General features: G+C 69.0%; 21 protein-coding genes. 12 read left to right on the top strand and 9 right to left on the bottom strand.

Annotated features, from left to right (window positions below; translation table 11 throughout):
* Window positions 1–95: 95 nt before the first annotated feature.
* The gene (locus ACYQ5L_RS15315) at window positions 96–620 is read left to right on the top strand and encodes a pyridoxamine 5'-phosphate oxidase family protein (RefSeq protein ID WP_459958076.1); all 525 of its coding nucleotides are present in this window, start codon (window positions 96–98) and stop codon (window positions 618–620) included.
* On the opposite strand, the gene ACYQ5L_RS15320 is transcribed toward ACYQ5L_RS15315, so the two are convergent.
* Both ACYQ5L_RS15320 and ypfJ read right to left on the bottom strand, forming a co-directional pair.
* A complete protein-coding gene (locus tag ACYQ5L_RS15320) occupies window positions 584–1,096 on the bottom strand; it encodes a sugar phosphate isomerase family (RefSeq protein ID WP_459958077.1) in 513 nt (170 codons plus the stop codon). The genes ACYQ5L_RS15315 and ACYQ5L_RS15320 overlap by 37 nt on opposite strands.
* A 100-nt stretch (window positions 1,097–1,196) precedes the next feature.
* A complete protein-coding gene (gene ypfJ / locus ACYQ5L_RS15325; RefSeq protein ID WP_459958078.1) occupies window positions 1,197–2,120 on the bottom strand; it encodes a KPN_02809 family neutral zinc metallopeptidase in 924 nt (307 codons plus the stop codon).
* A gap of 118 nt (window positions 2,121–2,238) precedes the next feature.
* Here ypfJ and aspS point away from each other — a divergent pair, with 118 nt between their 5' ends.
* Window positions 2,239–4,047, top strand: a complete 1,809-nt coding sequence (aspS, locus tag ACYQ5L_RS15330) for an aspartate--tRNA ligase (RefSeq protein ID WP_459958080.1) — start codon at window positions 2,239–2,241, stop codon at window positions 4,045–4,047.
* A gap of 75 nt (window positions 4,048–4,122) precedes the next feature.
* On the top strand, window positions 4,123–5,082 hold the full coding sequence (locus tag ACYQ5L_RS15335) for a DUF389 domain-containing protein (protein ID WP_459958082.1): 960 nt from the start codon (window positions 4,123–4,125) through the stop codon (window positions 5,080–5,082).
* A gap of 4 nt (window positions 5,083–5,086) precedes the next feature.
* On the opposite strand, the gene ACYQ5L_RS15340 is transcribed toward ACYQ5L_RS15335, so the two are convergent.
* Window positions 5,087–6,172: a DUF2189 domain-containing protein gene (locus tag ACYQ5L_RS15340; protein ID WP_459958083.1), complete on the bottom strand. Its 1,086-nt coding sequence runs from the start codon at window positions 6,170–6,172 to the stop codon at window positions 5,087–5,089.
* A 195-nt stretch (window positions 6,173–6,367) separates the two neighbouring features.
* Here ACYQ5L_RS15340 and ACYQ5L_RS15345 point away from each other — a divergent pair, with 195 nt between their 5' ends.
* Complete coding sequence (locus ACYQ5L_RS15345; RefSeq protein WP_459958085.1) at window positions 6,368–7,537, top strand: phosphotransferase family protein; 1,170 nt, start codon at window positions 6,368–6,370, stop codon at window positions 7,535–7,537.
* A 52-nt stretch (window positions 7,538–7,589) separates the two neighbouring features.
* On the opposite strand, the gene ACYQ5L_RS15350 is transcribed toward ACYQ5L_RS15345, so the two are convergent.
* A complete protein-coding gene (locus tag ACYQ5L_RS15350) occupies window positions 7,590–9,257 on the bottom strand; it encodes an alkaline phosphatase D family protein (RefSeq protein ID WP_459958087.1) in 1,668 nt (555 codons plus the stop codon).
* A 53-nt stretch (window positions 9,258–9,310) separates the two neighbouring features.
* Window positions 9,311–10,966, bottom strand: coding sequence for an alkaline phosphatase D family protein (locus tag ACYQ5L_RS15355; RefSeq protein ID WP_459958089.1), 1,656 nt, complete (start codon window positions 10,964–10,966; stop codon window positions 9,311–9,313).
* 122 nt (window positions 10,967–11,088) lie between these two features.
* Here ACYQ5L_RS15355 and ACYQ5L_RS15360 point away from each other — a divergent pair, with 122 nt between their 5' ends.
* On the top strand, window positions 11,089–12,438 hold the full coding sequence (locus ACYQ5L_RS15360; RefSeq protein WP_459958091.1) for a replication-associated recombination protein A: 1,350 nt from the start codon (window positions 11,089–11,091) through the stop codon (window positions 12,436–12,438).
* A gap of 11 nt (window positions 12,439–12,449) precedes the next feature.
* On the opposite strand, the gene ACYQ5L_RS15365 is transcribed toward ACYQ5L_RS15360, so the two are convergent.
* Window positions 12,450–13,700 (bottom strand): KasA/KasB family beta-ketoacyl-ACP synthase, encoded by a 1,251-nt coding sequence (locus ACYQ5L_RS15365; protein ID WP_459963435.1) that lies wholly within the window; start codon window positions 13,698–13,700, stop codon window positions 12,450–12,452.
* 211 nt (window positions 13,701–13,911) lie between these two features.
* On the opposite strand from ACYQ5L_RS15365, the gene ACYQ5L_RS15370 reads away from it, so the two are divergent.
* From ACYQ5L_RS15370 to ACYQ5L_RS15390, 5 genes are all read left to right on the top strand, one after another.
* Window positions 13,912–14,505 carry a Uma2 family endonuclease gene (locus ACYQ5L_RS15370; RefSeq protein ID WP_459963436.1) on the top strand — a complete coding sequence of 198 codons (594 nt, stop codon included), beginning with the start codon at window positions 13,912–13,914 and terminating at the stop codon, window positions 14,503–14,505.
* Between the two features lie 73 nt (window positions 14,506–14,578).
* Complete coding sequence (alaS, locus tag ACYQ5L_RS15375; RefSeq protein WP_459958093.1) at window positions 14,579–17,248, top strand: alanine--tRNA ligase; 2,670 nt, start codon at window positions 14,579–14,581, stop codon at window positions 17,246–17,248.
* Window positions 17,248–17,799: a Holliday junction resolvase RuvX gene (ruvX, locus tag ACYQ5L_RS15380; RefSeq protein ID WP_459963437.1), complete on the top strand. Its 552-nt coding sequence runs from the start codon at window positions 17,248–17,250 to the stop codon at window positions 17,797–17,799. Before alaS ends, ruvX begins: the two co-directional genes overlap by 1 nt.
* Entirely contained in the window at window positions 17,796–19,250 is a 1,455-nt protein-coding gene (locus tag ACYQ5L_RS15385; RefSeq protein WP_459958094.1) for an endolytic transglycosylase MltG, read from the top strand. The genes ruvX and ACYQ5L_RS15385 overlap by 4 nt, the downstream gene beginning before the upstream one ends.
* Entirely contained in the window at window positions 19,225–20,052 is an 828-nt protein-coding gene (locus tag ACYQ5L_RS15390) for a shikimate dehydrogenase (protein WP_459958096.1), read from the top strand. Before ACYQ5L_RS15385 ends, ACYQ5L_RS15390 begins: the two co-directional genes overlap by 26 nt.
* Here the strand turns inward: ACYQ5L_RS15390 and ACYQ5L_RS15395 are convergent.
* From ACYQ5L_RS15395 to ACYQ5L_RS15405, 3 genes are read right to left on the bottom strand one after another with little or no spacing between them, the layout of a single operon-like run.
* The gene (locus ACYQ5L_RS15395) at window positions 20,043–20,516 is read right to left on the bottom strand and encodes a DUF3291 domain-containing protein (RefSeq protein WP_459958097.1); all 474 of its coding nucleotides are present in this window, start codon (window positions 20,514–20,516) and stop codon (window positions 20,043–20,045) included. The genes ACYQ5L_RS15390 and ACYQ5L_RS15395 overlap by 10 nt on opposite strands.
* 13 nt (window positions 20,517–20,529) lie before the next feature.
* Window positions 20,530–21,150: a helix-turn-helix transcriptional regulator gene (locus ACYQ5L_RS15400; RefSeq protein ID WP_459958099.1), complete on the bottom strand. Its 621-nt coding sequence runs from the start codon at window positions 21,148–21,150 to the stop codon at window positions 20,530–20,532.
* A 34-nt stretch (window positions 21,151–21,184) separates the two neighbouring features.
* Window positions 21,185–21,628, bottom strand: a complete 444-nt coding sequence (locus ACYQ5L_RS15405) for a zinc-binding dehydrogenase (protein ID WP_459958100.1) — start codon at window positions 21,626–21,628, stop codon at window positions 21,185–21,187.
* On the opposite strand from ACYQ5L_RS15405, the gene ACYQ5L_RS15410 reads away from it, so the two are divergent.
* Window positions 21,602–22,213 (top strand): TetR family transcriptional regulator, encoded by a 612-nt coding sequence (locus tag ACYQ5L_RS15410; protein WP_459958101.1) that lies wholly within the window; start codon window positions 21,602–21,604, stop codon window positions 22,211–22,213. The genes ACYQ5L_RS15405 and ACYQ5L_RS15410 overlap by 27 nt on opposite strands.
* A gap of 56 nt (window positions 22,214–22,269) precedes the next feature.
* Entirely contained in the window at window positions 22,270–22,752 is a 483-nt protein-coding gene (locus ACYQ5L_RS15415) for a B-4DMT family transporter (RefSeq protein WP_459958102.1), read from the top strand.
* Window positions 22,753–22,959: the final 207 nt, after the last annotated feature.

Consider the following 22,959-nt stretch of genomic DNA (forward strand, 5'->3'; position numbering starts at 1 on the left):
CCCGGCATCGGTGTCACTGGTTCGCCATGATCGACGCTGCGAACCTGGTTCCTGTCAGAGCATCGAATGCAGTACGTCCCAAGGAGATCGCGGGCATGAGCACGAAGGTCGGCCTCTTCGCCGAACTGGAGCCGGAGTTCAACAGCTACGTCGGGGCCATCAACTACGCCACCATGGTGACCGTCGATTCCAGGAACCGGCCGCGCACCCGGGTGCTGATCCCGGTGTGGGAGAACGTGGACGGGCGGCCGCTGGGGTGGCTGGCCACCTACCGGACCCCGATCAAGGAAGCGCATCTGGCGCGCAATCCGCACACCAACTTCTCCTACTGGGCGCCGGGCAACAACTCGGTCGCCATCGACGCCGTGGCCACCGGGGTGGAGGACCGGGCGGACAAGGAACACGTGTGGGAGCTCTACCGCCGCACCAGCCCCCGCGGCGCGGGCTACCACCTCGGGCAGTTCTGGCGCTCGCCTGCCGATCCCACACTGCGGGTGCTGCGGCTGGAGCCGTGGCGGATCCAGGTGATCCGGGGCCGGGATCTGCGCAGCCGCATCTGGCAGGCCGATCCCGGCCCGCGGAATCAGCTCGCGGAGAAGGCGTCGAGCAGCTTGTCGTAGAGCGTCGCGAACCGGGCGCGCGCGGCCACCTGCTCATCGGTGAGGCCCTCGGTGGATTCGGGCGCGTACACGATCAGGTGCACGTCCGGATCCGGCTGGGCCGGCATGAAATCGAGGATCATATTGCCCTGATCGGTGACGGTGGGCGTGCCCAGATCCACCTGGGCCAGGGCCCGGATCTCGGTGGCGGCCGCGGTGGTCACCTCGGTGGGGACCTTGCCCTGCAGTTCCCGGGGCCCGCCGTCCGGCCGCCTCACCGCGGTGCCGTCGGAGCGGATCTCCAGTACCGGTCGCAGATCGAGCCGACTCTGCCAGCCATTGGGCATGGTGGTCAGCATGAACACCGTCGTGGCCGCCGGTTCGTCGGCGGCGGCGAAACCGCCTGTGCCGGTGAGCATCGCGGTCGCGACCAGCACCGCCGCGGCCGCGCGTCGCGCCGCTGTCCCGAATCGTGTTCTCGCGCCCAGTCTTCGCATTCACGTCCTCCGAATCCCTGTGCGGGCGTGCGCCCGCCGCCGGTGATTCTGCCTCGCGCACGACGGGCAGGAGCCGGGGGCACGCCGACGACGGCGCGGATCAGCGCAGAGCGGGCGGATTGTCCAGGTCGCGGGCGGAGTAGGTGTCGCAGGAGGCCACTTGGCCGGTCTTGTAACCGGACAGGAACCACTTCTGCCGCTGCTCGGACGAACCGTGGGTCCACGCTTCGGGATTCACGCGGCCGGTGGCCTTCTCCTGGATCCGGTCGTCGCCCACCGCGGAGGCGGCGGACAGGCCGTCGCGCACATCGTTCTCGGTGAGCCGTTGCAGGAACGGCGTGTTCGAGCCGGGGGCCGGCAGCTTGTCGGCCCAGTACGCCCAGACTCCGGCGTAGCAGTCGGCCTGCAGTTCGGTGCGCACCGCACCGGATTCCGGGCCCTGCGGATCGCGCTGGGCGCGGCCCAGATCGCCGAGCAGGTTCTGGATGTGATGACCGAACTCGTGGGCCACCACGTACTCCTGGGCCAGCGGCCCGCCGGTGGCGCCGAAGCGATCCTTGAGCTCCTGGAAGAAGGCGGTGTCGAAGTAGGCGGTCTGGTCGGCCGGGCAGTAGAACGGGCCGACCGCCGAGGACGCGCGACCGCAGCCGGTATTGATCACACCGGAGAACAGCCGCACCGACGGATCGGTGTAGCGGGTGCCGGTCTGCTTGGCCAGTTCGGTTCCCCACACCGAATCCAGGCTCTGCACCGTCAGCACCACGCGGCAGTCGACGTATTTATTGGCGTCCGCGCCGGTCCTGCAGTGTTCGGGCGTCCCGGCGACGGTCCCCTCCTGCTGCGCCTGCTCGCCGGTGAACTGGCCCAGCACGCTGCCGGGATCGCCGCCCAGCAGCAGCGTCGCGATCAGCGCGATGATGCCGAGGGCGCCACCGCCGAGGACCATACCGCCGCCCATGCCCGGCCCGCCGCCACCGCTTCGCACCCGGTCCGGGTCGATTTGCAGGCCCTCGTTGAAGGTCATGGCTCCTAGCTTGGCACGGCGGCGCGGATATCGGTTTCCTCTAGTCAAACGTGTCTCACTACGATAGGGGCGCACCCGGCCGACCCCGTGGTGCTTCGAGCCCGTCGAAAGGAATCCCGTGCTGCGCACCCACTTGGCTGGTTCGCTGCGAAGCGAGCACGCCGGTCAGACCGTCACCCTCACCGGATGGGTGGCCCGGCGGCGAGACCACGGTGGCGTGATCTTCATCGATCTGCGCGATGCGTCGGGTGTGTCGCAGGCTGTGTTCCGTGAGGGCGAGCCTGCCGAACAGGCCCACAAGCTGCGCAACGAATTCGTCGTGAAGATCACCGGAGTGGTCGAGAACCGACCCGCCGGCAGCGAGAACCCGAATCTGCCGACGGGCGCCATCGAGGTCAACGTGACCGAGCTCGAGGTGCTCAACGAGGCCGCGCCGCTGCCGTTCCAGCTCGACGACGAGCCGGGCGAGGAAGCCCGGCTGAAGTACCGGTACCTGGATCTGCGCCGCGAGGGCCCGGGCCACGCCATCCGGCTGCGGTCGAAGGTCAATGCCGCCGCCCGCGACGTGCTGGCCAAGCATGCCTTCGTCGAGGTCGAGACCCCGACCATGACCAAGTCCACCCCGGAGGGCGCGCGCGACTTCCTGGTGCCCGCGCGGCTGCAGCCCGGCTCGTTCTACGCGCTGCCGCAGTCGCCGCAGCTGTTCAAGCAGCTGCTCATGGTCGGCGGCATCGAGCGCTACTACCAGATCGCGCGCTGCTACCGCGACGAGGACTTCCGCGCCGACCGCCAGCCCGAGTTCACCCAGCTCGACATCGAGATGAGCTTCGTCGAGCAGGAAGACGTCATCCTGCTGGCCGAGGACATCCTGACCGCGCTGTGGAAGCTGGTCGGCTACGAGATCCCGACCCCGATCCCGCACATGACCTACGCCGAGGCCATGCGCCGCTACGGCTCGGACAAGCCGGACCTGCGCTTCGGCATCGAGATCACCGAGATGATGGAGTACTTCAAGGACACGCCGTTCCGCGTGTTCCAGGCTCCGTATGTCGGCGCGGTGGTCATGCCGGGCGGCGCCTCGCAGCCGCGCCGCCAGCTCGACGCCTGGCAGGAATGGGCCAAGCAGCGCGGCGCCAAGGGCCTGGCCTACATCCTGTTCAACGAGGACGGCACCCTCGGCGGCCCGGTCGCCAAGAACCTGTCCGACGCCGAGCGCGAGGGGCTGGCCAAGCAGGTCGGCGCGGAACCCGGCGACTGTGTCTTCTTCGCCGCCGGCGATGTGAAGTCCAGCCGGGCCCTGCTGGGCGCGGCGCGCGGTGAGATCGCCCGCAAGTGCAATCTCATCGACGAGGACGCCTGGGCCTTCGTGTGGATCGTGGACGCCCCCATGTTCGAACCCGCCGCCGACGCCACCGCCAGCGGCGATGTGGCCCTGGGCCATTCGGCCTGGACCGCGGTGCACCACGCCTTCACCTCGCCCAAGCCGGAGCACCTGGCCACCTTCGACACCGATCCGGGTGCGGCGCTGGCCTACGCCTACGACATCGTCTGCAACGGCAATGAGATCGGCGGCGGTTCCATCCGTATCCACCGCCGCGATGTGCAGGAGCGGGTGTTCAAGGTAATGGGCATCGGCCAGGAGGAGGCGCAGGAGAAGTTCGGCTTCCTGCTCGACGCCTTCTCCTACGGCGCCCCGCCCATGGGCGGCATCGCCTTCGGCTGGGACCGCATCACCGCGCTGCTGGCCGGCATGGACTCCATTCGCGAGGTCATCGCCTTCCCGAAGTCCGGCGGCGGCGTCGACCCGCTGACCGAGGCGCCCGCGCCGATCACCTTGCAGCAGCGCCAGGAGGCGGGCTTGAACGTGAAGCTCGACGCCGACGGCAAGCCGATCAAGGACGACAAGGGCAAGGAAACCGGGAAGTAGGCGCTCACCCGGCTAGGCTGCACCCGGCCGGTATCGACCGATACCGGAAAACCCGCTGATCACAAGGGGGTTCGGGTGCTGCACGTCCGGGTGATCTGTCCGGCCGAGACCACCGACGCCGCGCTGGCGCTGCTGCGCGGCGATCCGGGGGCGACGCTCGTCACCGTGCAGCGCGGCGCGGCGGTGGAACCGGCCGGCGATCTGGTCGAGTGCATGCTCGCCCGCGAGGCCGCCGACACGGTGCTGGAAGGGCTCACCGGGCTCGGCATCACCCACAGCGGCGGCATCGGCCTGGAACAGATCGACACCGTGCTGTCGGATATCGCCGACGAGGCGGTCGAGGCCGCGCCGGGCAGTCCCTCCGATGCGGTGGTGTGGGAGGAACTGGTCGCGCAGACCGGTGAGGCGTCCACGCTCACGCCCTCGTATCTGGCGTTCATCACCATCGCCTGCCTGCTGGCGGTGGTGGGTGTGGCGACCGATTCGCCGGTGACCATTGTCGGGGCCATGGTGGTGGGCCCGGAGTTCGGGCCCCTCGCCGGGACCGCGGTCGCCTTGGTGAGCAAGGACTTCCGGCTCGCCGCGCATTCCTCGCTGGCCCTGCTGGTCGGATTCCCGGTGGCCATGGCCATCGCCTGGCTGGCCACGCTGTTGTTCCGTAACCTCGGCTGGATCACCCGCGAGGGGATGGACAACATCCACAATGTCGACTTCATCTACAAGGTGGGGCCGTTCTCGGTGGTGGTGGCGCTGCTGGCCGGCGCGGCCGGGATGCTGGCGCTCATGACCCCGAAATCCGCTGCGCTGGTAGGCGTTTTCATCTCGGTCACCACCATTCCGGCGGCCGGTTTCGCGGTGGTGGCGGCCACGGTGGGGGAGTGGCACAAGGCGTTCATGTCCATCGGGCAGCTGGCGGTGAACATGGTCGGCATCGTGGTGGCGGGCGTGCTGGTGCTGTGGGTGCGGCCGCGCTACGGCAGGCGCGGCGGCGCGCTGGACCGGTTGAAGCGGTGGTGGCTGTCCGACGCGCGGTGAGCGATCAGACCTGCACCACCAGGCCGCCGGTGAGGGTGCGGTAGGCGTAGGTGATGGCGATGGCCGAGACCGGACCGGCCACCAGCAAACCCAAACCGCAGAACAGCATTCCGACCGCGGTGATGATCAGCACCGCCAGCGCCAGCAGCACGGTCGGCACGGGATTGCGGAACACCAGCTGGGCGCTGGACTTGATGGCGGTGACCGGATCCTGCTCCTGATCGATCACGAAGTGCAGCGCGAACATGCACAGCACACCGACGATGACCGCCGGGAACACGCACGCCAGCGAGGCCACCAGCGCGCCGACGAAGACCAGCACCGCGGTCAGCAGCACGCTGCCGGCATTCACGAAGCCGAAGAAGGCCGGGAAATCCGGTGGGGTGCCGTCGGTTTCGTAGAGCGCGCCGCGGATCATGGCCGCTTGCAGCAGCCACACCAGCAGTGAGGCCACCGCGAACAGCAGTAGCAGGGCCGGCAGCGACCGCACATCGAACACGTTCACCAGCAGGGTGACCGTCAGCCAGGAGATCAGGCCGAGCAGGCCCATGCCGATCCAGGGAATCGGATTGAGGCGGAAGCGATCCCAGCCGTAAACCAGGGCGCGGCCGACATCGAGCGATTCGGTGGGCTGGTAGGGCAGCGGCGGCTCGGACACCTGCGGCGGCGGCGCGCCCGGCGGCAGGCCGCCCGCGCCCTGATAGCCGGGCTGGGGCGGCAGGCCGCCCGGCTGGGGCGCGGCGCCCGGGGGCGGCACACTGCCCGGGGGCATGGCGCCGGGCGGCAGTGGAGTTTGCTGTGAATAGCTGGGCGCTGTACCCGGCGCGCCCGACTGCGGGGGCAGCGGCGGCGGGGGTTCCACGGGCTCGCTGCCGTACTGCGCGGCGCCCGGTCCCTCGAACTGCGGGTAGCCGGCGCGGCCGGGCAGCTCGTGCCGGCCGTGCCCCGGGGGCGGTTCGGGCGGTGCGGAATGCGCTGCGGGCTCGGGATTTTGGTGCCGGCCGGGCCGGGCGGAGAATTGCCGGCCACCCTCCTCGGCGGGCGGTTCGCCGGAGGGATCGTTCGGTGCGGAGGGCGGCGTGCCGGTCATGGTCGCGAGCCTTTCACATTTTCCGGTTTACGGTGTGGCGCACGGCAGTTGAACATGAGACAACTAGACCTGCCTGGTTGTGTCAAGCAACCAGCGCCGCGTGGGCAAACCCTTCACAAAGACACGCCGGACGACGCGCGAAAGGTTGCGCAACCGCTCGCTGAAAGTGACCTGAAGCGAGTAACTTGGGACGCGATGACCGCACTATTGGCCGAACGCGCCGCCGAAGTCGTGTCCGCGGCACAACAGTTGCTCACAAAGCGAATGGGTGCTCCGGTAAAGCTGAGCGATCCTATGGAACTCAGCGGCAGTGGTAGGACGACGGTGCTACGCGTCCGTGTTGCGGAGAACGCCTTTTCACTTCCGCGCACCCTCATTATCAAGCAGGTGCGCGGCGGAGCGAAGGAACGACGCACCGGCGGTATGGCGCCCGGCGTAGCCAGCATCGACTCCGCCTTCCTGCGGGAGGCGGTGTCGTACCAGTTCACCACCGCGCTGGGCCGTGACCACCGACCCGGTGCGTACCTGCTCGGCTACAGCCTGCCCGAGCGCCTGCTCATCCTCAGCGACCTCGGGGAGAACACCTCGCTCACCCAGGTGCTGCAGGCCGGCGTGGAGCCCGCCGGGCGCAATGCGCTCATGGCATTCGCCCAGGCACTCGGCCGCATGCACGCGGCGACCGTCGGCCGCGAGGCCGATTTCGTGGCATTGCTACGCCGGGTGGACGTGGTGCACCGGGTGGACGGCATCGCCCAGCAGGCCGAATCCGCGGTCGCCGAGGTGCCGATCATGCTGCAGCGCGAACTGGGCATCGAGGTGCCCGGCGAGATCGCCGAGCGCATCGTGCGCGGTAACCGGCTGTTCTCCGCCGGGCGGCACCGGGCCTTCAGTCCCTCGGACCTGTGCCCCGACAATGTCATCCTCAATGACGAGGGCGCGCGGTTCCTCGACTACGAATGGGGCGGCTTCCGCGACGCCACCCTCGATATCGCCTACGCGCTGGTGTCCTTCCCCGGCTGCCTCTGCGATGTGGAACTGTCCCGCGAACGCGCCCGCCAGATGGTGGAGGCGTGGCGCTCCGAGGTGGTCGCGGTGTGGCCGTCCCTCGCCGACGACGAGGTCCTGGCAGAACGCATTCTGGAGGCGCGCCTCATCTGGGTGTGGCTGTCCACCTTCTGGTTCCTGCCCGCCGATCATTCCCGCATCGCCTCGGCGCGCGAGCACGGGCTCTCGATTCCGCGCTCGGCCGCGCTCATCAACCGGTGGGCCGCGCTCGCCGAGGACGCGCGCTGCACCGGAGACGATCCGCTGGGCGATTTCGCCGAGCACGTATCGGCGACGCTCGAGGAGCATTGGGAGGAATAGTGAACCGGCCGCGTTTCGGGCGGCCGGTCCGTTGTGCTCCCAGGTCGTTCGTTCAGTTCACCGGTCCCGGCCGCGCTTCCACGCGCCCGACGCCGCTGCGCACCCCGAACGAGGCGCCGTGGCGCACACCGGTGTCCGGATCGGCCGCGGCGGTGACGTAGAACCAGTCCATCTGCGCCCGCTCGGCGGTGACCTCGAAGACGCCGTAGCCGTGCGAGTCGAGCTCGGCGTAGTGCAGGTGCGGGTTCAGGTTCCTGATCGTCTGCTCCAGGCCGAGCGATACCGTGCGGGCGGGCGTGTGCATGATCTCGCCGATGCTGGCCATGGACACCGAGGGCACCACGAATTCGGTGGCGGCGACCCGGCCGTGCGGATACTCGCGGGTGTCGACGGGGACATCGGCGGCCCACGAGGTGTGGATGTCACCGGTCAGGAACACCACATCGGCGATGCCGTGCGCGGTGATGGTGTCGAAGAGCCGCTGCCGGTCGGCAGCATAGCCGTCCCACTGATCCAGATTGATCGGGATGCCGGAGTCGGGGGTGCCCATGACCGCCTGGAAGGCCGCCGCCACGGCCGGATTCGTGGTCGGCAGGTGCAGCGGCGCGAACATGACCGGGGTGCCGACCAGCTTCCAGCGGGTGGGCGCGGAGGCCAAACCGGCGGTGAGCCAATCCATCTGATCCTTGCCCGTGATCGAGCGATGCGGATCCTCGGTTTCGCGCCAGCCCGCGACCGCGGGCAGCTGCTCGTCGCGGTAGGTGCGCAGATCCAGCATCGACAGCTCGGCCAGCGCGCCGAACCGGAAGCGACGGTAGAGGCGGGCATTCGCGGCGGTTCCGTTGGCGCGCACCGGCATCCACTCCAGATATGCCTGCAGGGCGGCGGCCCGGCGGGTCTGCCAGTCGCCCTCGGAGGGATCGTGGTTCTCCGCACCGCCCGCCCAGGCGTCATTGGCGGATTCGTGATCGTCCCAGATGGCGATGAACGGATAGCGGGCGTGCAGGGCCGCGAGATCCGGATCGGTCTTGTACTGGCCGTGGCGGATTCGGTAATCGGCCAGCGACACGATCTCATTGACCGGATCGTGTTCGCGCACCATGGGCAGCAGGCCGCGGTGCTTGCCGCGGGAGTACTCGTAGAGGTAGTCGCCCAGATGGATGACGGCGTCGAGATCCTCGCGTGCCGCCAGGTGCCGGTAGGCGCCGAAGTATCCGCCCTCCCAGTTCGCACAGGAGGCGACACCGAAACGCAGCCGGTCGGGGGAGTCCTGCGCGGCCGGGGCGGTGCGGGTGCGGCCGATGGCGGAAACCGCTGCGAGCGCGGTGAATCGGTAGAAGTAGTCGCTGCCCGCCGACAGGCCGGAGACATCGACCTTGACCGTGTGGTCGGCGTCGGGTCCGGTGGTGACCGCGCCCGAGGCGACGACCCATGCGAACGCGGCGTCGGTGGCAACCTCCCAGGTCACCGAAGCCGGTTCGCCGACGCCCGAACCCGGGGCGGCGGCCTCGGAGGGAGTGACGCGGGTCCAGATGATCACGCCGGTGGGCAGCGGATCGCCGGAGGCGACGCCGTGCCGGAACACTTGCCCCGCGGCGTGCGCCGGAGCGGCGGACAGCAGGGTGGCTCCGGCGGCGGCCGTCGCGGTGGTCTTCAACAGGCTGCGGCGGCTCAGCCCGCCCGGCCCGAGATGAACTGAAACACTGGAGTTTTGTTTCACAGCTGTATCGAACCCTGAACTCGGAATGCTCGCTACCGGACGGCGGGGAGTCGTCAGACGAGGGGACCCGGCCGCGGCTCCAGCCGCCCGCCGCGACGGGCGGCGAACGAGGCGCCATGGCGCACACCGGCATTCGGGTCGGCGGGATCGGAGATGTAGAACCAGTCCATCTGCGCCTGCTCGGCGTCGACGTGCAGCACGCCGTAGCCGTGCGAATCCAGTTCGATATAGCCCAGGTGCCGGTTGACGCCCCGAATGGCGCCCTCGGCCATGAGCGAGGCGGTGCGCGGCGGCGTTTTCGTCATATCGCCCATGGAATCCGAGGTCACCGACGGCACCACGAACTCCACGCCCGCGGTCTGGCAGGCCGGGTAGGTGGCGGCCACGGCCGGGACGTCGGCGGCCCACGAGGTGTGGATATCGCCGGTCAGGAACACCACGTCGGCTACCTGATTGCCGATGATGGCATCGAGCAGGCGCTGCCGGTCGGCGGTATAGCCGTCCCACTGGTCGAGGTTGGCCGGGATACCGGCGTCCGGGATGCCGATCAGCTCGGTCAGCGCGGCGGTGCTCGCCGGATCCAAGGGCGGGAACACCAGCGGGGAGATCATGACCGGATTGCCCACCAGCTTCCACTGCACCGGGGCGGTCACCAGAGCATTGGTGACCCAATCCATTTGGTCCTTGCCGGTAATGGTGCGGTTCGGGTCGTCGACCTGCCGCCAGCCCGGACCGGCGTGCACCTGCTCGCTGCGGTAGCTGCGCAGATCGAGCATGGACAGCTCGGCCAGGGTGCCGAAGCGCAGCCGCCGGTACAGCCGCCGGTCGGCGCCCGCGCGCACCGGCATCCACTCCAGATACGCCTGGCGGGCGGCGTCCTTGCGGGCCTGCCAATCGCCCTCGCCCGGATTGTGGTTGTCCGCGCCGCCGGACCAGGTGTCGTCGGCGGTCTCGTGATCGTCCCAGGTGCAGATGAACGGCAGCAGGGTGTGCAGGTTCGCCAGATCCGGGTCGGTCTTGTACTGCGCGTGCCGGATTCGGTAATCGGCCAGCGAGATGATCTCGTGCGCGGGCTCGTGCAGGCGGACCGAGCCGTTGCGGCCGCCGTACTCGCCATTGCCGTACTCGTAGAGGTAATCGCCGAGGTGCACGATGGCATCGAGGTCGCCGCGATCGGCCAGATGCCGGTAGGCGCTGAAGAATCCGGCCTCCCAGTTGGCGCACGACACCACGCCGAAGCGCAGGCGATCGGGGGCGTCGTCGGCGGCCGGGGCCGTGCGGGTGCGGCCGGTCGGGGAGGTCTGATCGAGCGCGGTGAAGCGGTAGAAGTAGTCCGCGCCCGGCGCCAGCCCCGAGACGTCGACCTTCACGGTGTGGTCGGAATCCGCTGTCGCGGTGTGTGTTCCGGAGGCGACGACGGAGCCGAACCCTTCGTCCCGCGCGACCTCCCAGCGCACGCTGACCGGGTCGCCCGCCCCGGAGCCCGGTAGCGCGTCCTCCGACGGGGTCACCCTGGTCCACAGGATGACGCCGCCCGGCAGCGGATCGCCCGAGGCGATGCCGTGCCGGAAGACCGCGGACTCGGCGCGCGCGACGGCGGTGCCGAGCAGGCCGGCCGCGGCGGTGCCGGTCAGGAGTACCGCGGCGGTGCCGCCCTTGATCGCCGCGCGGCGACCGATTCGGGCGGAAATGATCTCAGGGAGGCGCACGCCACAGATTCGATCGGATCGGCATCCCGAAAGCAAACTGGACAGATGAACAGTTAGTGAATCGATACCTGCCCGGACCTGCGCGCACCGACCTGTCGGAGCCCCTCGGTAGGGTCGTCCAGGTGAGCGATGGGTTGTTCGACGCGCCCGGATCGGAGGCCGTGTCCGAGGAGTTCGAGGTGATCAAGCCGACCGCCGGCGACAGGTTCGCGCCCTTGGCCGTGCGCATGCGCCCGCGCACCCTCGACGAAGTCGTCGGTCAGGAGCACCTGCTCGGCCCCGGATCCCCGCTGCGCCGCCTCATCGAAGGCTCCGGCGCCGCTTCGGTTCTCCTCTACGGACCGCCCGGCACCGGCAAGACCACCCTCGCCTCGCTGCTGTCCCAGGCGACCGGCCGCCGCTTCGAAGCGCTGTCCGCCCTGTCCGCCGGTGTGAAGGAAGTCCGCGGCGTCATCGACCTCGCCCGCCGCCGCCTCACCGCGGGCGAGCAGACCGTCCTGTTCATCGACGAGGTCCACCGCTTCTCCAAGACCCAGCAGGACGCCCTGCTGGCGGCGGTCGAGAATCGCATCGTCCTGCTGGTCGCGGCGACCACGGAGAATCCGTCCTTCTCGGTGGTCTCCCCGCTGCTGTCCCGCTCCCTGGTGCTGCAGCTGAAGTCGTTGTCGGCGGACGACATTCGCGCGGTCCTGACTCGCGCCATCGCCGACCCGCGCGGCCTGGCGGGCGAATACAAGGTCACCGACGCGGCCCTGGATCACATCATCCGCATCGCGGGCGGCGACGCCCGTCGCTCGCTCACGGCCCTCGAAGCCTCCGCCGAGTCCTCCCTCGACGGCACCGTCGACGTCGAACTCGTCGAAGCCAGCGTCGACAAGGCCGCCGTCCGCTACGACCGCGCCGGCGACCAGCACTACGACGTCATCAGCGCCTTCATCAAATCCCTGCGCGGCTCCGACGTGGACGCCGCCCTGCACTACCTGGCCCGCATGATCAGCGCCGGCGAAGACCCCCGCTTCATCGCCCGCCGCCTGATGATCCAGGCCAGCGAGGAAGTCGGCATGGCCGACCCCACCGCCCTCCACACCGCCGTAGCCGCCGCCCAAGTCGTCCAACTGGTCGGCATGCCCGAAGCCCAGCTCGCCCTGACGCAGGCCACCATTCACATCGCCACCGCCCCCAAATCCGGTGCGGTGGTCAAGGGCATCGGCGCGGCCATGGCCGACATCCGGGCGGGCAAAGCCGGAGCCGTCCCACCGCATCTACGCGACGGCCACTACGCCGGAGCCGAAAAACTGGGTAATGCCAAGGGCTACAAATACCCCCACGACCATCCGGACGGCGTTCTCGCCCAGCAGTACCCGCCCGACGAACTGGTCGGCACCGACTACTACCACCCCACCGACCACGGCTACGAACGCGAAGTAGGCCCGCGCGTCACCAAACTCCGCCGCATCGTCCGCGGCAAATAGAACGGCCCGATTCAGGCGCGGCCGAAGGCGAGGGCGACGTTGTGGCCGCCGAAGCCGAAGGAGTTGTTGAGAGCGTAGTCGATGCGGGTCCGCCGGGGTTCGTTGGTGACGACGTCGAGATCGATTGCCGGATCGGGGTTTTCGAGGTTGAGGGTGGGCGGGATCACCTGATCGCGGAGAGCCAGCACGGTCAGGACCGATTCGAGCGCGCCCGCCGCGCCGATGGAATGGCCCAGCGCGGACTTCGGGGCGTAGACGGCAGGGTGCGTGCCCACGGCCTGGGCAATGGCCTTGGCTTCGGCGAGGTCGCCGACCGAGGTGGCGGTGGCGTGGGCATTGATGTGGGTGATGTCGGCGGCGGACAATCCCGCCACCTGGATGGCCCTGGTCATGGCGCGCGCCGCGCCGGTGCCCTCCGGGTCCGGGGCGACGAGGTGGTAGCCGTCGGAGGTGATGCCGGTGCCGAGCAGGCGGGCCAGCACGGTCGCACCCCGGGCGCGAGCGTGCTGTTCGGTTTCCACCACCATGAGCGCGCCCGCCTCGCCGAAGACGAAACCGTCGCGGTCGGCGTCGAAGGGGCGCGACGCGCCCTTCGGGTCGTCATTGCGGGTGCTCATCGCCCGCATCATGGCGAACGCCGCGATCATGAGCGGATCCAGACAGCCTTCGACGCCGCCGGTGACAACCATGTCGGCATCACCCATGACGATCATCTGCCACGCCTTGGCGATGGCCTCCGAACCGGAGGAACACGCTGAGACCGGGGTGATCACCCCCGCGCGCGCCTTCAACTCCAGGCCGACGACCGCCGCCGGGCCATTGGGCATCATCATCTGCACCGCCAGCGGCGAGACCTTCCGATACCCGCCCGCGGTGAGGGCGTCGCGCGCGTGCACCACCGCGTCCGCGCCGCCCTGCCCGGTGCCGATCGCCACCGCCAACCGCTCGGTATCGACCTCCGGACTGCCCGCATTGCGCCACACCTGGCGGCCGAGCACCGCCGCCAGCTGCTCCACATAGGCCAGCCGCCGCAGTTCCACCCGGCTCAACCGGGTCTCGGGTTTGACGCGCAGCGCGCCCCCGATCCGCACCGGCAGCCGGTAGGTCCGCACCCACGGATCGGTGAGTTCCTCGATGCCGGATTCACCCGCAAGCAGCCCGCTCCAGGTGCCCTCTACATCACCGGCGATCGATGTCGAGGCCGCCAGCGCCGTTACCACGACATCCGGAAACCTGCCGTCCTCCGCGAACGGATTGCGCACTCCCACCGTGCCCTCCCGCTTTTCCACCCAGTGTGAGCCAGGTCGTACTCGGGAGATACCCAGACACCGGGCGGATTCGCCCAGCAGCGGCGATTCTGCGTGTCGTAAAGGTGAGTCCCCGCAAATTTTGCTCGCTGCGCGACACTGGTACCTAGGCTGATCGCGTCGATCCGCGATCCGCCCAGCAGAACGGAGGGATTCGGTGCCCGTCATGGCGAATCGGCCGAACGCTGCGGACCAGCCGCAGATGTCCGTTGCGGACTTCGAGGAGCTAGCGCGTCTGGCACGAAATGCCGAGTTGGGAGCCAGGCTCGAATTCATCGACGGGAAGCTGGGGGCGAAGCCGATGCCGGACGGGGATCATGACGAGATCTTCCAATGGCTGCTCGACCAGTTCCGCGAGCAGCGGGATGAGCGCTCGGTATATCCGGAGGTCGGTCTCAAAGTCGCGTCATATCGGGGTGGGCGGGCCCGTACCGATGCGGTGCTCGCGCCCAAGCGAGCTTTTGCCGGTCAGGGTGAGTGGAAAGATCCCGACCCGGTGCTGATGGTGGTGGAAGTGACATCCTTCGACTCCGATACGGATCGGCGCGACCGCAAGGAAAAGCCGCGCGCCTATGCCGAAGCGGGCATTCCGGTCTATTTGCTGATCGACCGGGACGTGTGTGAGACCTTCGTGTACAGCGGGATCGTGAACGACGTGTATTCGTCGACGGTCCACCTGCCATTCGGATCGGAGGTCGAGCTTCCGGAACCGGTGGGGGTGATCCTCGACACCGAGCCCTTGAAGGATCTCGTTCGCTGAGGCCGACGTGGGGTGGAGCGGGGCCGGTGGTGGGTGAAAACTCCCTGGACCGGGACCGGTAGGCTGGATACCTGTGCAGACCCACGAGATTCGACGGCGCTTTCTGGAGCATTTTGTCCGTGCCGGACACACCGAGGTACCCAGTGCCTCGCTGATCCTGCCCGACCCCAACCTGCTGTTCGTCAACGCAGGCATGGTCCAGTTCAAGCCCTACTTCCTCGGACAGGAAGCGCCGCCGTACTCGCGAGCTACTAGCGTGCAGAAGTGCGTGCGCACCGGTGATATCGAGGAGGTCGGCGTCACCACCCGGCACAACACCTTCTTCCAGATGGCGGGCAACTTCTCCTTCGGCGATTACTTCAAGGAAGGCGCGATCACCTTCGCCTGGGATCTGATCACCAAGTCGCAGGAGGAGGGCGGCTACGGTTTCGATCCCGAGCGCATCTGGGTGACCGCCTACGAGTCCGATCCGGAGGCCGCCGAGATCTGGGAGCGCGTCGCCGGGATCCCGAAGGAGCGCATCCAGTTCCGCGACGGCAAGGACAACTACTGGGATATGGGCGTGCCCGGCCCGGGCGGTCCCTGCTCGGAGATCTACTTCGACCGCGGCCCGGCCTACGGCAAGGAAGGCGGCCCGGTCGCCGACGAGGATCGCTACCTCGAGATCTGGAACCTGGTGTTCATGCAGGACATCCGCGGTGAGGACAGCCCCAAGCTGGGTTTCCCGCCGATCGGATCGCTGCCCAAGAAGAACATCGACACCGGTATGGGCGTCGAGCGCGTCGCCATGCTGCTGCAGGGCGTGGAGAACGTCTACGAGACCGATCTGCTGCGCCCCATCATCAACAAGGCCGAGGAGCTGACCGGCAAGTCCTACGGCGTCGAGCACACCGACGACGTGCGCTTCCGCGTCATCGCCGACCACGCCCGCTCGGCGGCCATGCTCATCTCCGACGGTGTGAACCCGGGCAATGACGGCCGCGGCTACGTGCTGCGCCGGCTGCTGCGCCGCATCGTGCGCTCGGCCCGCCTGCTGGGCGCGGACAAGCCGGTCATGGGCGCGTTCATGAAGGTCGTCAGCGACCTCATGTCGCCGTCCTACCCGGAGCTGGCCACCGACTTCAAGCGCATCGAGAATGTCGCCGTCGGCGAGGAGACCGCCTTCCTCAAGACGCTGTCCACCGGCACCAAGCTCTTCGACGAGACCGTCGACGAGGCGAAGGCCAAGGGCGCCAAGAAGATCAGCGGCACCGACGCGTTCACGCTGCACGACACCTACGGCTTCCCCATCGATCTCACCCTGGAGATGGCGGCCGAGGCCGGGCTCGAGGTCGACGAGGCGGGCTTCCGCTCGCTCATGGCCGAGCAGCGCCAGCGCGCCAAGGACGACGCCCAGGCCCGCAAGCACGCGCACGCGGACCTGACCGTCTACAAGGAGCTGGTCGACCGCGGCGCCACCGAGTTCACCGGTTTCGACGAACTGGCCACCGAGGCAACGGTTCTCGCCCTCATCAAGGACGGCGTGCGAGTGCCGGTCGCCGAGGCCGGATCCGATGTCGAGGTCATCCTGGACCGCTCGCCGCTGTATGCCGAGTCCGGCGGCCAGATCGCCGACCGCGGCTCCATCTCCTCCTCGCAGGGCCTGAAGCTGCGCGTCAACGACGTGCAGAAGATCGCCAAGAAGCTGTGGGTGCACAAGACCACCGTCGAGGCCGGCCAGGTCACCGAGGGCGACACCGTGCTGGCCAGCGTCGATCCGGCGTGGCGGCGCGGGGCGACCCAGGGCCACTCCGGCACCCACATGGTGCACGCCGCGCTGCGACAGGTGCTGGGCCCCAACGCCACTCAGGCCGGCTCGCTCAACAAGCCGGGCTACCTGCGCTTCGACTTCAGCTGGCAGGGCGCGCTGTCCGAGCAGCAGAAGGCCGATATCGAGGCCGTCTCCAATGACGCGGTCGCCGACGACTTCGCGGTCAACACCTTCGTCACCGATCTGCCCTCGGCCAAGAAGATGGGCGCGCTGGCGCTGTTCGGCGAGAACTACGGCGACGAGGTGCGCGTCGTGGAGATCGGCGGACCGTTCTCCATGGAGCTGTGCGGCGGTACCCATGTGGGTCACTCGTCGCAGATCGGACCCATCACCGTGCTCGGCGAATCCTCGGTCGGCTCCGGCATCCGCCGCGTCGAGGCCTTCGTCGGCCTGGATTCCTACAAGTACCTGGCCAAGGAGCGCGCGCTGCTGGCCGGTGTCGCCTCCGCGCTGAAGGTGCCCTCGGAAGAGGTTCCGGGCCGCGTCGAGCAGCTCGTCGAGCGCCTCAAGGTCGCCGAGAAGGAACTCGAGCGCACCAAGATGGCGGCCGTGCTGTCGAGCGCGGGCGCCTTCGTCGAGCAGGCGCAGCGGGTCGGCAAGGTGCTGCTGGTCGCCGCCGCCGCGCCGCAGGGCGTGGGCGCGGGCGATCTGCGCACCCTGGTGGCCGACATCAAGGGCCGCTTCGGTTCCGAGCCCGCCATTGTGGCGCTGCTCGGCAATGCCGACGGCAAGGTGCCCTTCGTCGTCGCGGTCACCAAGGCGGCGCAGGAGCTCGGCGTCAAGGCCGGTGATCTGGTGCAGTCCTTCGGTCCGAGCATCGAGGGCCGCGGCGGCGGCAAGCCGGAGATGGCGCAGGGCGCGGGCGCCAACCCGGCCGGCATCGAGGCCGGACTGGCGGCCTTGCGGGCGCGGGTGGCCGAGCTCGCCGGGTGATGCACGGTTCCGACTCTTCGGATGCACCGGTCGACACGGACGGGCGGTTCACAGCGGACCGCCCGTCGCACGCCGAGGATCCCGGCCGCGGGCGGCGCATTGGCGTCGATGTCGGCACTGTGCGAATCGGTGTCGCGAGTAGCGATCCGGACGGTATTCTCGCCACTCCCGTGGAGACCGTGCCGCGCGCGAAGAAGGTCGCGCCCGGCGCCCTCGCACCCGACTTGGCAAGGATCGCCGATATCGTGCGCGAATACGAAGCCGTCGAAGTGATCGTCGGCCTGCCGCGCACCTTACGCGGGGAAAGCGGCTCTTCGGCTAAGCTGGCGGCCACCTTCGCAAGGCGTTTGCGGACCCTGATCGAGCCGGTCCCGGTGCGACTTTCCGACGAACGTTTGACTACGGTGTCTGCTGCACGCGCGTTGCGGGACAGTGGAGTTCGTGCGCGTGGGCAGCGGCAGGTCATCGATCAGGCGGCCGCCGTATCGATCCTGCAAGGCTGGTTGGACGAACGGAGTGCACTTTTGAAGCCCCGCGGGGATGATGCATGACCGACCGCTGGACGCGAGCCGAGGAACGCTACCGGCAGAACGCGGAGCGCCGCTACCGCCGCGATGATCTGGACTGGGCGGACGCGGACGACTACGAGGACGACACCACCGTCATCCCGCGCTACGAGGACGAGGACGACGAACCGCCGCTCGAGCCCGAGCCGCGCCGTCGCCCCGCCCCGCAGCGGGCCGCCGGTGGCCGTCGCCCCGCCGCGCCGCGCGCCGGATCCCGGGCCGCGGGCGGCCGCTCCGCGGGATCGCGGGCGAAGCGGTCCCGGGTCGCGTCGCGCAAAGCCGCCGAGCGCAAACGGCGCCGCCGCAATCTGTGGGTCGTCGCGGTCGTGTTCGCCCTGCTGCTCGCCGCCGGCGTGGGGTTCGTGGCGTGGAAGTTCATGAACCGGCTCAGCCCGGCCGAGGATTTCGCCGCCGGGTCGGCCGGGCCGCTCACCGTCGTGCAGGTGAAGTCCGGCGACACCGCCACCCAGATCGCCGAAGCCATGTACGACAAGGGCGTCGTCGCCAGCAGCGCGGCCTTCTACGAGGCGGCGGTGCGCAACTCCAATATGAACTCGGTGCAGCCCGGGTACTACGCCATCGCCAGTCACAGCCCGGCCGCCGAAGCGGTGACGGCCTTGGTGGGCAAGAGTTCTCGCGTCGGCAATGTGGTGATCTCCGAGGGCCGCCAGCTGCACGACTCCACCGATGTGCACACCGGGGCGCGCAAGGACGGCATCTACCGCAAGATCGCCGACGCCAGCTGTGTCGGCACCGGCAGCACCGCCAAATGCGTGACCTACGAGCAGCTCGAGGCCGCGGGCGCCACTACCGATCCGGCCGCGCTGGGCGTGCCGTCGTGGGCCATGGAACGGGTCCGTTCGGTGCCCGATCGCAGCCGGCAGCTCGAAGGGCTCATCCGCGCGGGCACCCTGGACTTCGATCCCAGCGCGAGCCCCGAGCAGATCCTGAAGCAGCTGGTCACCGAGAGCGCGGCCAGCTACGAATCCACCGGACTGCTGCAATCGGGCGCGTCCAACGGCCTGACCCCCTACGAGACGCTGATCGCGGCGTCGCTGGTGGAACGCGAAGCGCTGCCCAATGACATGTCCAAGGTGGCGCGGGTCATCGTGAACCGCTTGGCCGTCGATCAGCCGCTGCAGTTCGACTCCACGGTCAACTACACCCTCGACAAGACCGAGGTCGCCACCACCGACGCCGACCGGGCGACCAGGACCCCGTGGAACACCTACGCCATGGCCGGTCTGCCCGCCACTCCCATCTCCGCGCCGTCGCTGGAAGCCTTGCGCGCCATGGAGAAACCGGAGCCCGGCAACTGGCTGTACTTCGTGACCATCGACCAGCAGGGCACCACGCTGTTCACCGACGATTACAACGAGCACCTGCGCAATATCCAGAAGGCAATGCAGAGTGGAATTCTCGACAGTGGCCGGTGAGGTTCGCAAGGCCGCCGTCCTCGGCAGCCCGATCACGCACTCGCGGTCGCCGCAACTGCACCTGGCGGCTTACCGCGCGCTGGGCCTGAATTGGACCTATGAGCGCATCGAGTGCACCGGCGAGCAGCTGCCGGGCCTGGTCGACGGACTCGGACCCGAATGGGTCGGGCTGTCGGTGACCATGCCCGGCAAGGTCGCCGCGCTCGGCTATGCGGAGGAGCGCACCGACCGGGCCGAGCTGGTGGGGTCGGCGAACACCTTGGTGCGCACCGCATCCGGGTGGCGCGCGGACTGCACCGATGTGGACGGGGTGCGGGGCGCGCTGCAAGGCGCCGGCGTCGAGGAGATCGAGCGCGCCGTCGTGCTCGGCGCGGGCGGCACCGCCCGCCCGGCGCTGCTGGCCCTGGCCGAATTGGGCGCGCACACCGTCACCATCGTCGCCCGGGACAAGGGCCGCGCGGCCGGCACCCTGGAATTGGCCGAGCGCCTGGGCATGTCGGCCGAAGTGATCGACTTCGATCCGGACGGGCTCGGGTTCGTCTGCTCCGACGTCGATGTCGCGGTCAGCACCGTGCCCGCCACCGGCGCCGCGCCCGTGGCGGAGGCGGTGGCCGCGGCACCGGTCGTGCTGGACGCCATCTACAACCCGTGGCCGACGCCCTTGGCGGAGGCCGTCATGCGTGCCGGTCACACCGTCGTCAGCGGTTTGGAGATGCTGCTGAACCAGGCCTACGGCCAGGTCGAGCAGTTCACCGGCAAGCCCGCGCCCCGCGCGGAAATGGCCGCGGCACTTCAGGAATGACCGGGGCGGGCTGATGCGGCCCGCTCAGGTTCGAACGCGTTCCGGAATGTGAACGCATACGGCGTGGGCCCGTGCTCGCGCAGATGCTCGAGACGCTCGACGGCCTCGCCGAGAGTCGGTATGTGCCCCACCGGAATCCACCACAGCGCGACCGGCGGCTCGCCCAGCGGCAGGAACCATTCGCGGCGGCGGCGCATGAATTCCATGTGCTCGCTGCGGTAGACGTAGTCGAACAGCGCCTCGCGCGATTCCCACACGCTCAGATTGATGAGCATGTCGTCGTCCCAGCCGTCCGGGCGCAGGGAGACGGCATTGTCGGACTCGCCGTCGACCAGCCGCCAGACGAAGCCGGGGGAGGTGTCGGCGAGTTTGTTGATCCGATCGAGGGCGTCGAAGAAGTCGGCCACGCGCGGATCGCCCTGCGGTGCGACCAAGCGGCCGATATTGAGCTCTGCGAGATGCATGATCGGACTATAACTAATCTTCGCTTGTTTTAGAAAAGCTCACGCAACAACGCCCTGGCGCCGGATCCATCCGGGCCGTCCACCCGGCCTCCGCCGCCGGGCGCTCGAGCAGGGCCAGATTCATGCCGCACACCAGCGGCGGGAAGTCCACCGCGAGCCGGTGAAAAGGGCAGTTGCGCAAGCGAATCACCGCACCGTCCCGGTACGGTTCGTACCCGCGCTCGCGCAGCGCCTCCAGCAGATCCCTCCCATCCAGCGAGGGGGCGTGCGCGGCAGCGGCTTTCGCGATCGCCTCCTCGAATCCGGCATGTTCCACCGCCTCGGCGAGCACCGCGGCGACGGTCCGGTAGTCCCGGGCGGGCAGGCTGACCGCGAACTCCGCATCCGCCCGCCGGTAGAACTTGGCGGGCCGCCCCGACCCGGGCCCGGTCCTGCCCTCGGGGCGGCGGAACACGGCGTCGAGCAGCCCGGCCTCGGTCAATTTGTCGAGGTGGAAGGCCGCCAGCGGCCGCTTGATCCCCGCCGCCTCCGCCGCCTCGTCCCGGCCCACCTCATGATCCGCCGCGGCCACATAGTCGTAGAGCCGCCGGCGAACCGGATCCTGCAACAGGGCGACGGCATCGATACTCACCATGCATTTCTACCGCGTGCGCCGCGGCGCTCCGGCATCACCGCACCTCGAGCACCGCCTTGCCGTGCAGGCGACGGGTCCGCAGCGCCTCGGCCGCCTCGTCGATCTCCGCCCAGTCCCCGCGCCAGAAGATGTTCGGATCCAGCGCGCCGGCCGCGACCTGCGCCGACAGCCAGTTCAGGTCCGGTGCGAGATTCGGGCACGACAGCAGGAAGAAGGTGACCACCGAGCGATCGTGGCGGCCCTGATCGCCGAAAAGCGCCCCGTACGGGAAGATCTCGTCCTGCCCGGCCGCATGGCCGACCGCGACCAGCGTCCCGCCCTCGGACAGGTTCCGGTAGGACTCGACCAAGTGGCGTCCGCCGACCAGATCCAGCACGCCGTCGACGGGTGACCGCAATTCCGAGGGATCGGCGATGACCTCGGCCGCACCGAGTTCCCGCAGGCGCGCACCGTGGGCGGCGGGATCGCTGCGGCCCACGCCGCCGGTCGCGCCGGCGCCGCGCTCGAGTTGTTCGCCGAGCGCGGGTTCGGCGCCACGACTCTCGACGAGCTCTGCGAGGCCGTCGAGATCTCCAAGCGCACGTTCTTCCGCAACTTCACCAGCAAGGAAGACGTGGCCATGGCCCCGCTGCAGGATCTGTGGGCGGCCTTCCTCGTGGAGCTCGCCGAGCGTCCGGGGAGCGGCACGCTGCTGGACATGGGGCAGGACGCCCTGCTTGCGGTGGTGGAACGGATGCCATCCGACGGCTGGGCCGAGCGCGCCCGGCGCAGTTATCGCCTCACCGATTCGACCCCCGCCATGACCGCCCACAATCTGGAGTTCTGTGACCGCACCACGCGCGACGCCCTGCGAATCCTGCGGGAGCGCTTCGGTCTCGACATCACCGCCGATCCCCGCCCGCGGCTCGCGCTCGACATCGTGATCGCCGCATTCCGCTGCGCGCTCGACACCTGGACCGCGCGCCCCGAATCCGCCGGCGCCGCAATATTGTCCGCGGATCTGCGTGCCGCGTTCGCCGCGATCCCCGGTGCGCTCACCATGACCCCGGCCGGAGTCGGTTAAGGTTCTAGAACGAGTTTCAATTCGGCCAGGGGGCCGCGCAGGTTAAGGTGATCGACATGAATGCGTGGGTGATGCGTGCCGTAGCTCTGGGGGCGCTGACCATTGTGCTGCGAACCCTGCTCGGATTCGCCATGGTGTACTGGCCGACCGGCGGGTCCTGGATGCGAATCCTGAGCCTGATCATCCTGCTCGCGGCAGTCGTCACCTGGGGCGTTCTCGACGGCCGCGCCGATCGCCGCGTCAGTCCGGATCCCGAACGCGGCGCGGATCTCACCATGCGCTGGCTGAAGGCGGGCGCCGCGGGCGGTCTCGGCAGCGGCCTGGCCGCCTGGCTGCTGGACTACCTGCCGAAGTTCGACCTCGGCGACAACGGCCTGCTGTTCGAGATCACCTCCGGTGCGTCGTTCATCATCCTGCTGATCTTCGTTCCGGCCATGATCGGCGTGACCATCGGCCGCTACCTGGTCGGGCGCGAGGCCGACAAGGCCCCGGCCGAGCCCGAAACCATTGCCCTGAAAAAGGAATCGGCCACGACCTGACCGCGCCCACTACGGGGCCCCTCGGTCGCGATGCGGGCTGTGTGACGGGCATCACGGGAATAAATCACTGTGAGCGGGAATCGGGAGACCGCTCGCAATGTTGTTAGCCTTGCTTAGTACTTGTTTGCTGTCTGGTCGATGGATACGGCTCTGGTCCGGATCTCGATGTGCGAACGCGGGTGACAGGCCGGATCCGTTCGGAGCGTG

The organism is Nocardia sp. IFM 10818, from assembly GCF_054655275.1.

What these genes read in the sequence shown, in the direction of transcription:
- ACYQ5L_RS15315 (WP_459958076.1), top strand. Translation starts at nt 96, where the DNA reads ATGAGCACGAAGGTCGGCCTCTTCGCCGAACTGGAGCCGGAGTTCAAC.
- ACYQ5L_RS15320 (WP_459958077.1), bottom strand. Translation starts at nt 1,096, where the DNA reads ATGCGAAGACTGGGCGCGAGAACACGATTCGGGACAGCGGCGCGACGC.
- ypfJ (WP_459958078.1), bottom strand. Translation starts at nt 2,120, where the DNA reads ATGACCTTCAACGAGGGCCTGCAAATCGACCCGGACCGGGTGCGAAGC.
- ACYQ5L_RS15340 (WP_459958083.1), bottom strand. Translation starts at nt 6,172, where the DNA reads ATGACCGGCACGCCGCCCTCCGCACCGAACGATCCCTCCGGCGAACCG.
- ACYQ5L_RS15345 (WP_459958085.1), top strand. Translation starts at nt 6,368, where the DNA reads ATGACCGCACTATTGGCCGAACGCGCCGCCGAAGTCGTGTCCGCGGCA.
- ACYQ5L_RS15370 (WP_459963436.1), top strand. Translation starts at nt 13,912, where the DNA reads ATGGCGAATCGGCCGAACGCTGCGGACCAGCCGCAGATGTCCGTTGCG.
- ruvX (WP_459963437.1), top strand. Translation starts at nt 17,248, where the DNA reads ATGCACGGTTCCGACTCTTCGGATGCACCGGTCGACACGGACGGGCGG.
- ACYQ5L_RS15385 (WP_459958094.1), top strand. Translation starts at nt 17,796, where the DNA reads ATGACCGACCGCTGGACGCGAGCCGAGGAACGCTACCGGCAGAACGCG.
- ACYQ5L_RS15395 (WP_459958097.1), bottom strand. Translation starts at nt 20,516, where the DNA reads ATGCATCTCGCAGAGCTCAATATCGGCCGCTTGGTCGCACCGCAGGGC.
- ACYQ5L_RS15400 (WP_459958099.1), bottom strand. Translation starts at nt 21,150, where the DNA reads ATGGTGAGTATCGATGCCGTCGCCCTGTTGCAGGATCCGGTTCGCCGG.
- ACYQ5L_RS15415 (WP_459958102.1), top strand. Translation starts at nt 22,270, where the DNA reads ATGAATGCGTGGGTGATGCGTGCCGTAGCTCTGGGGGCGCTGACCATT.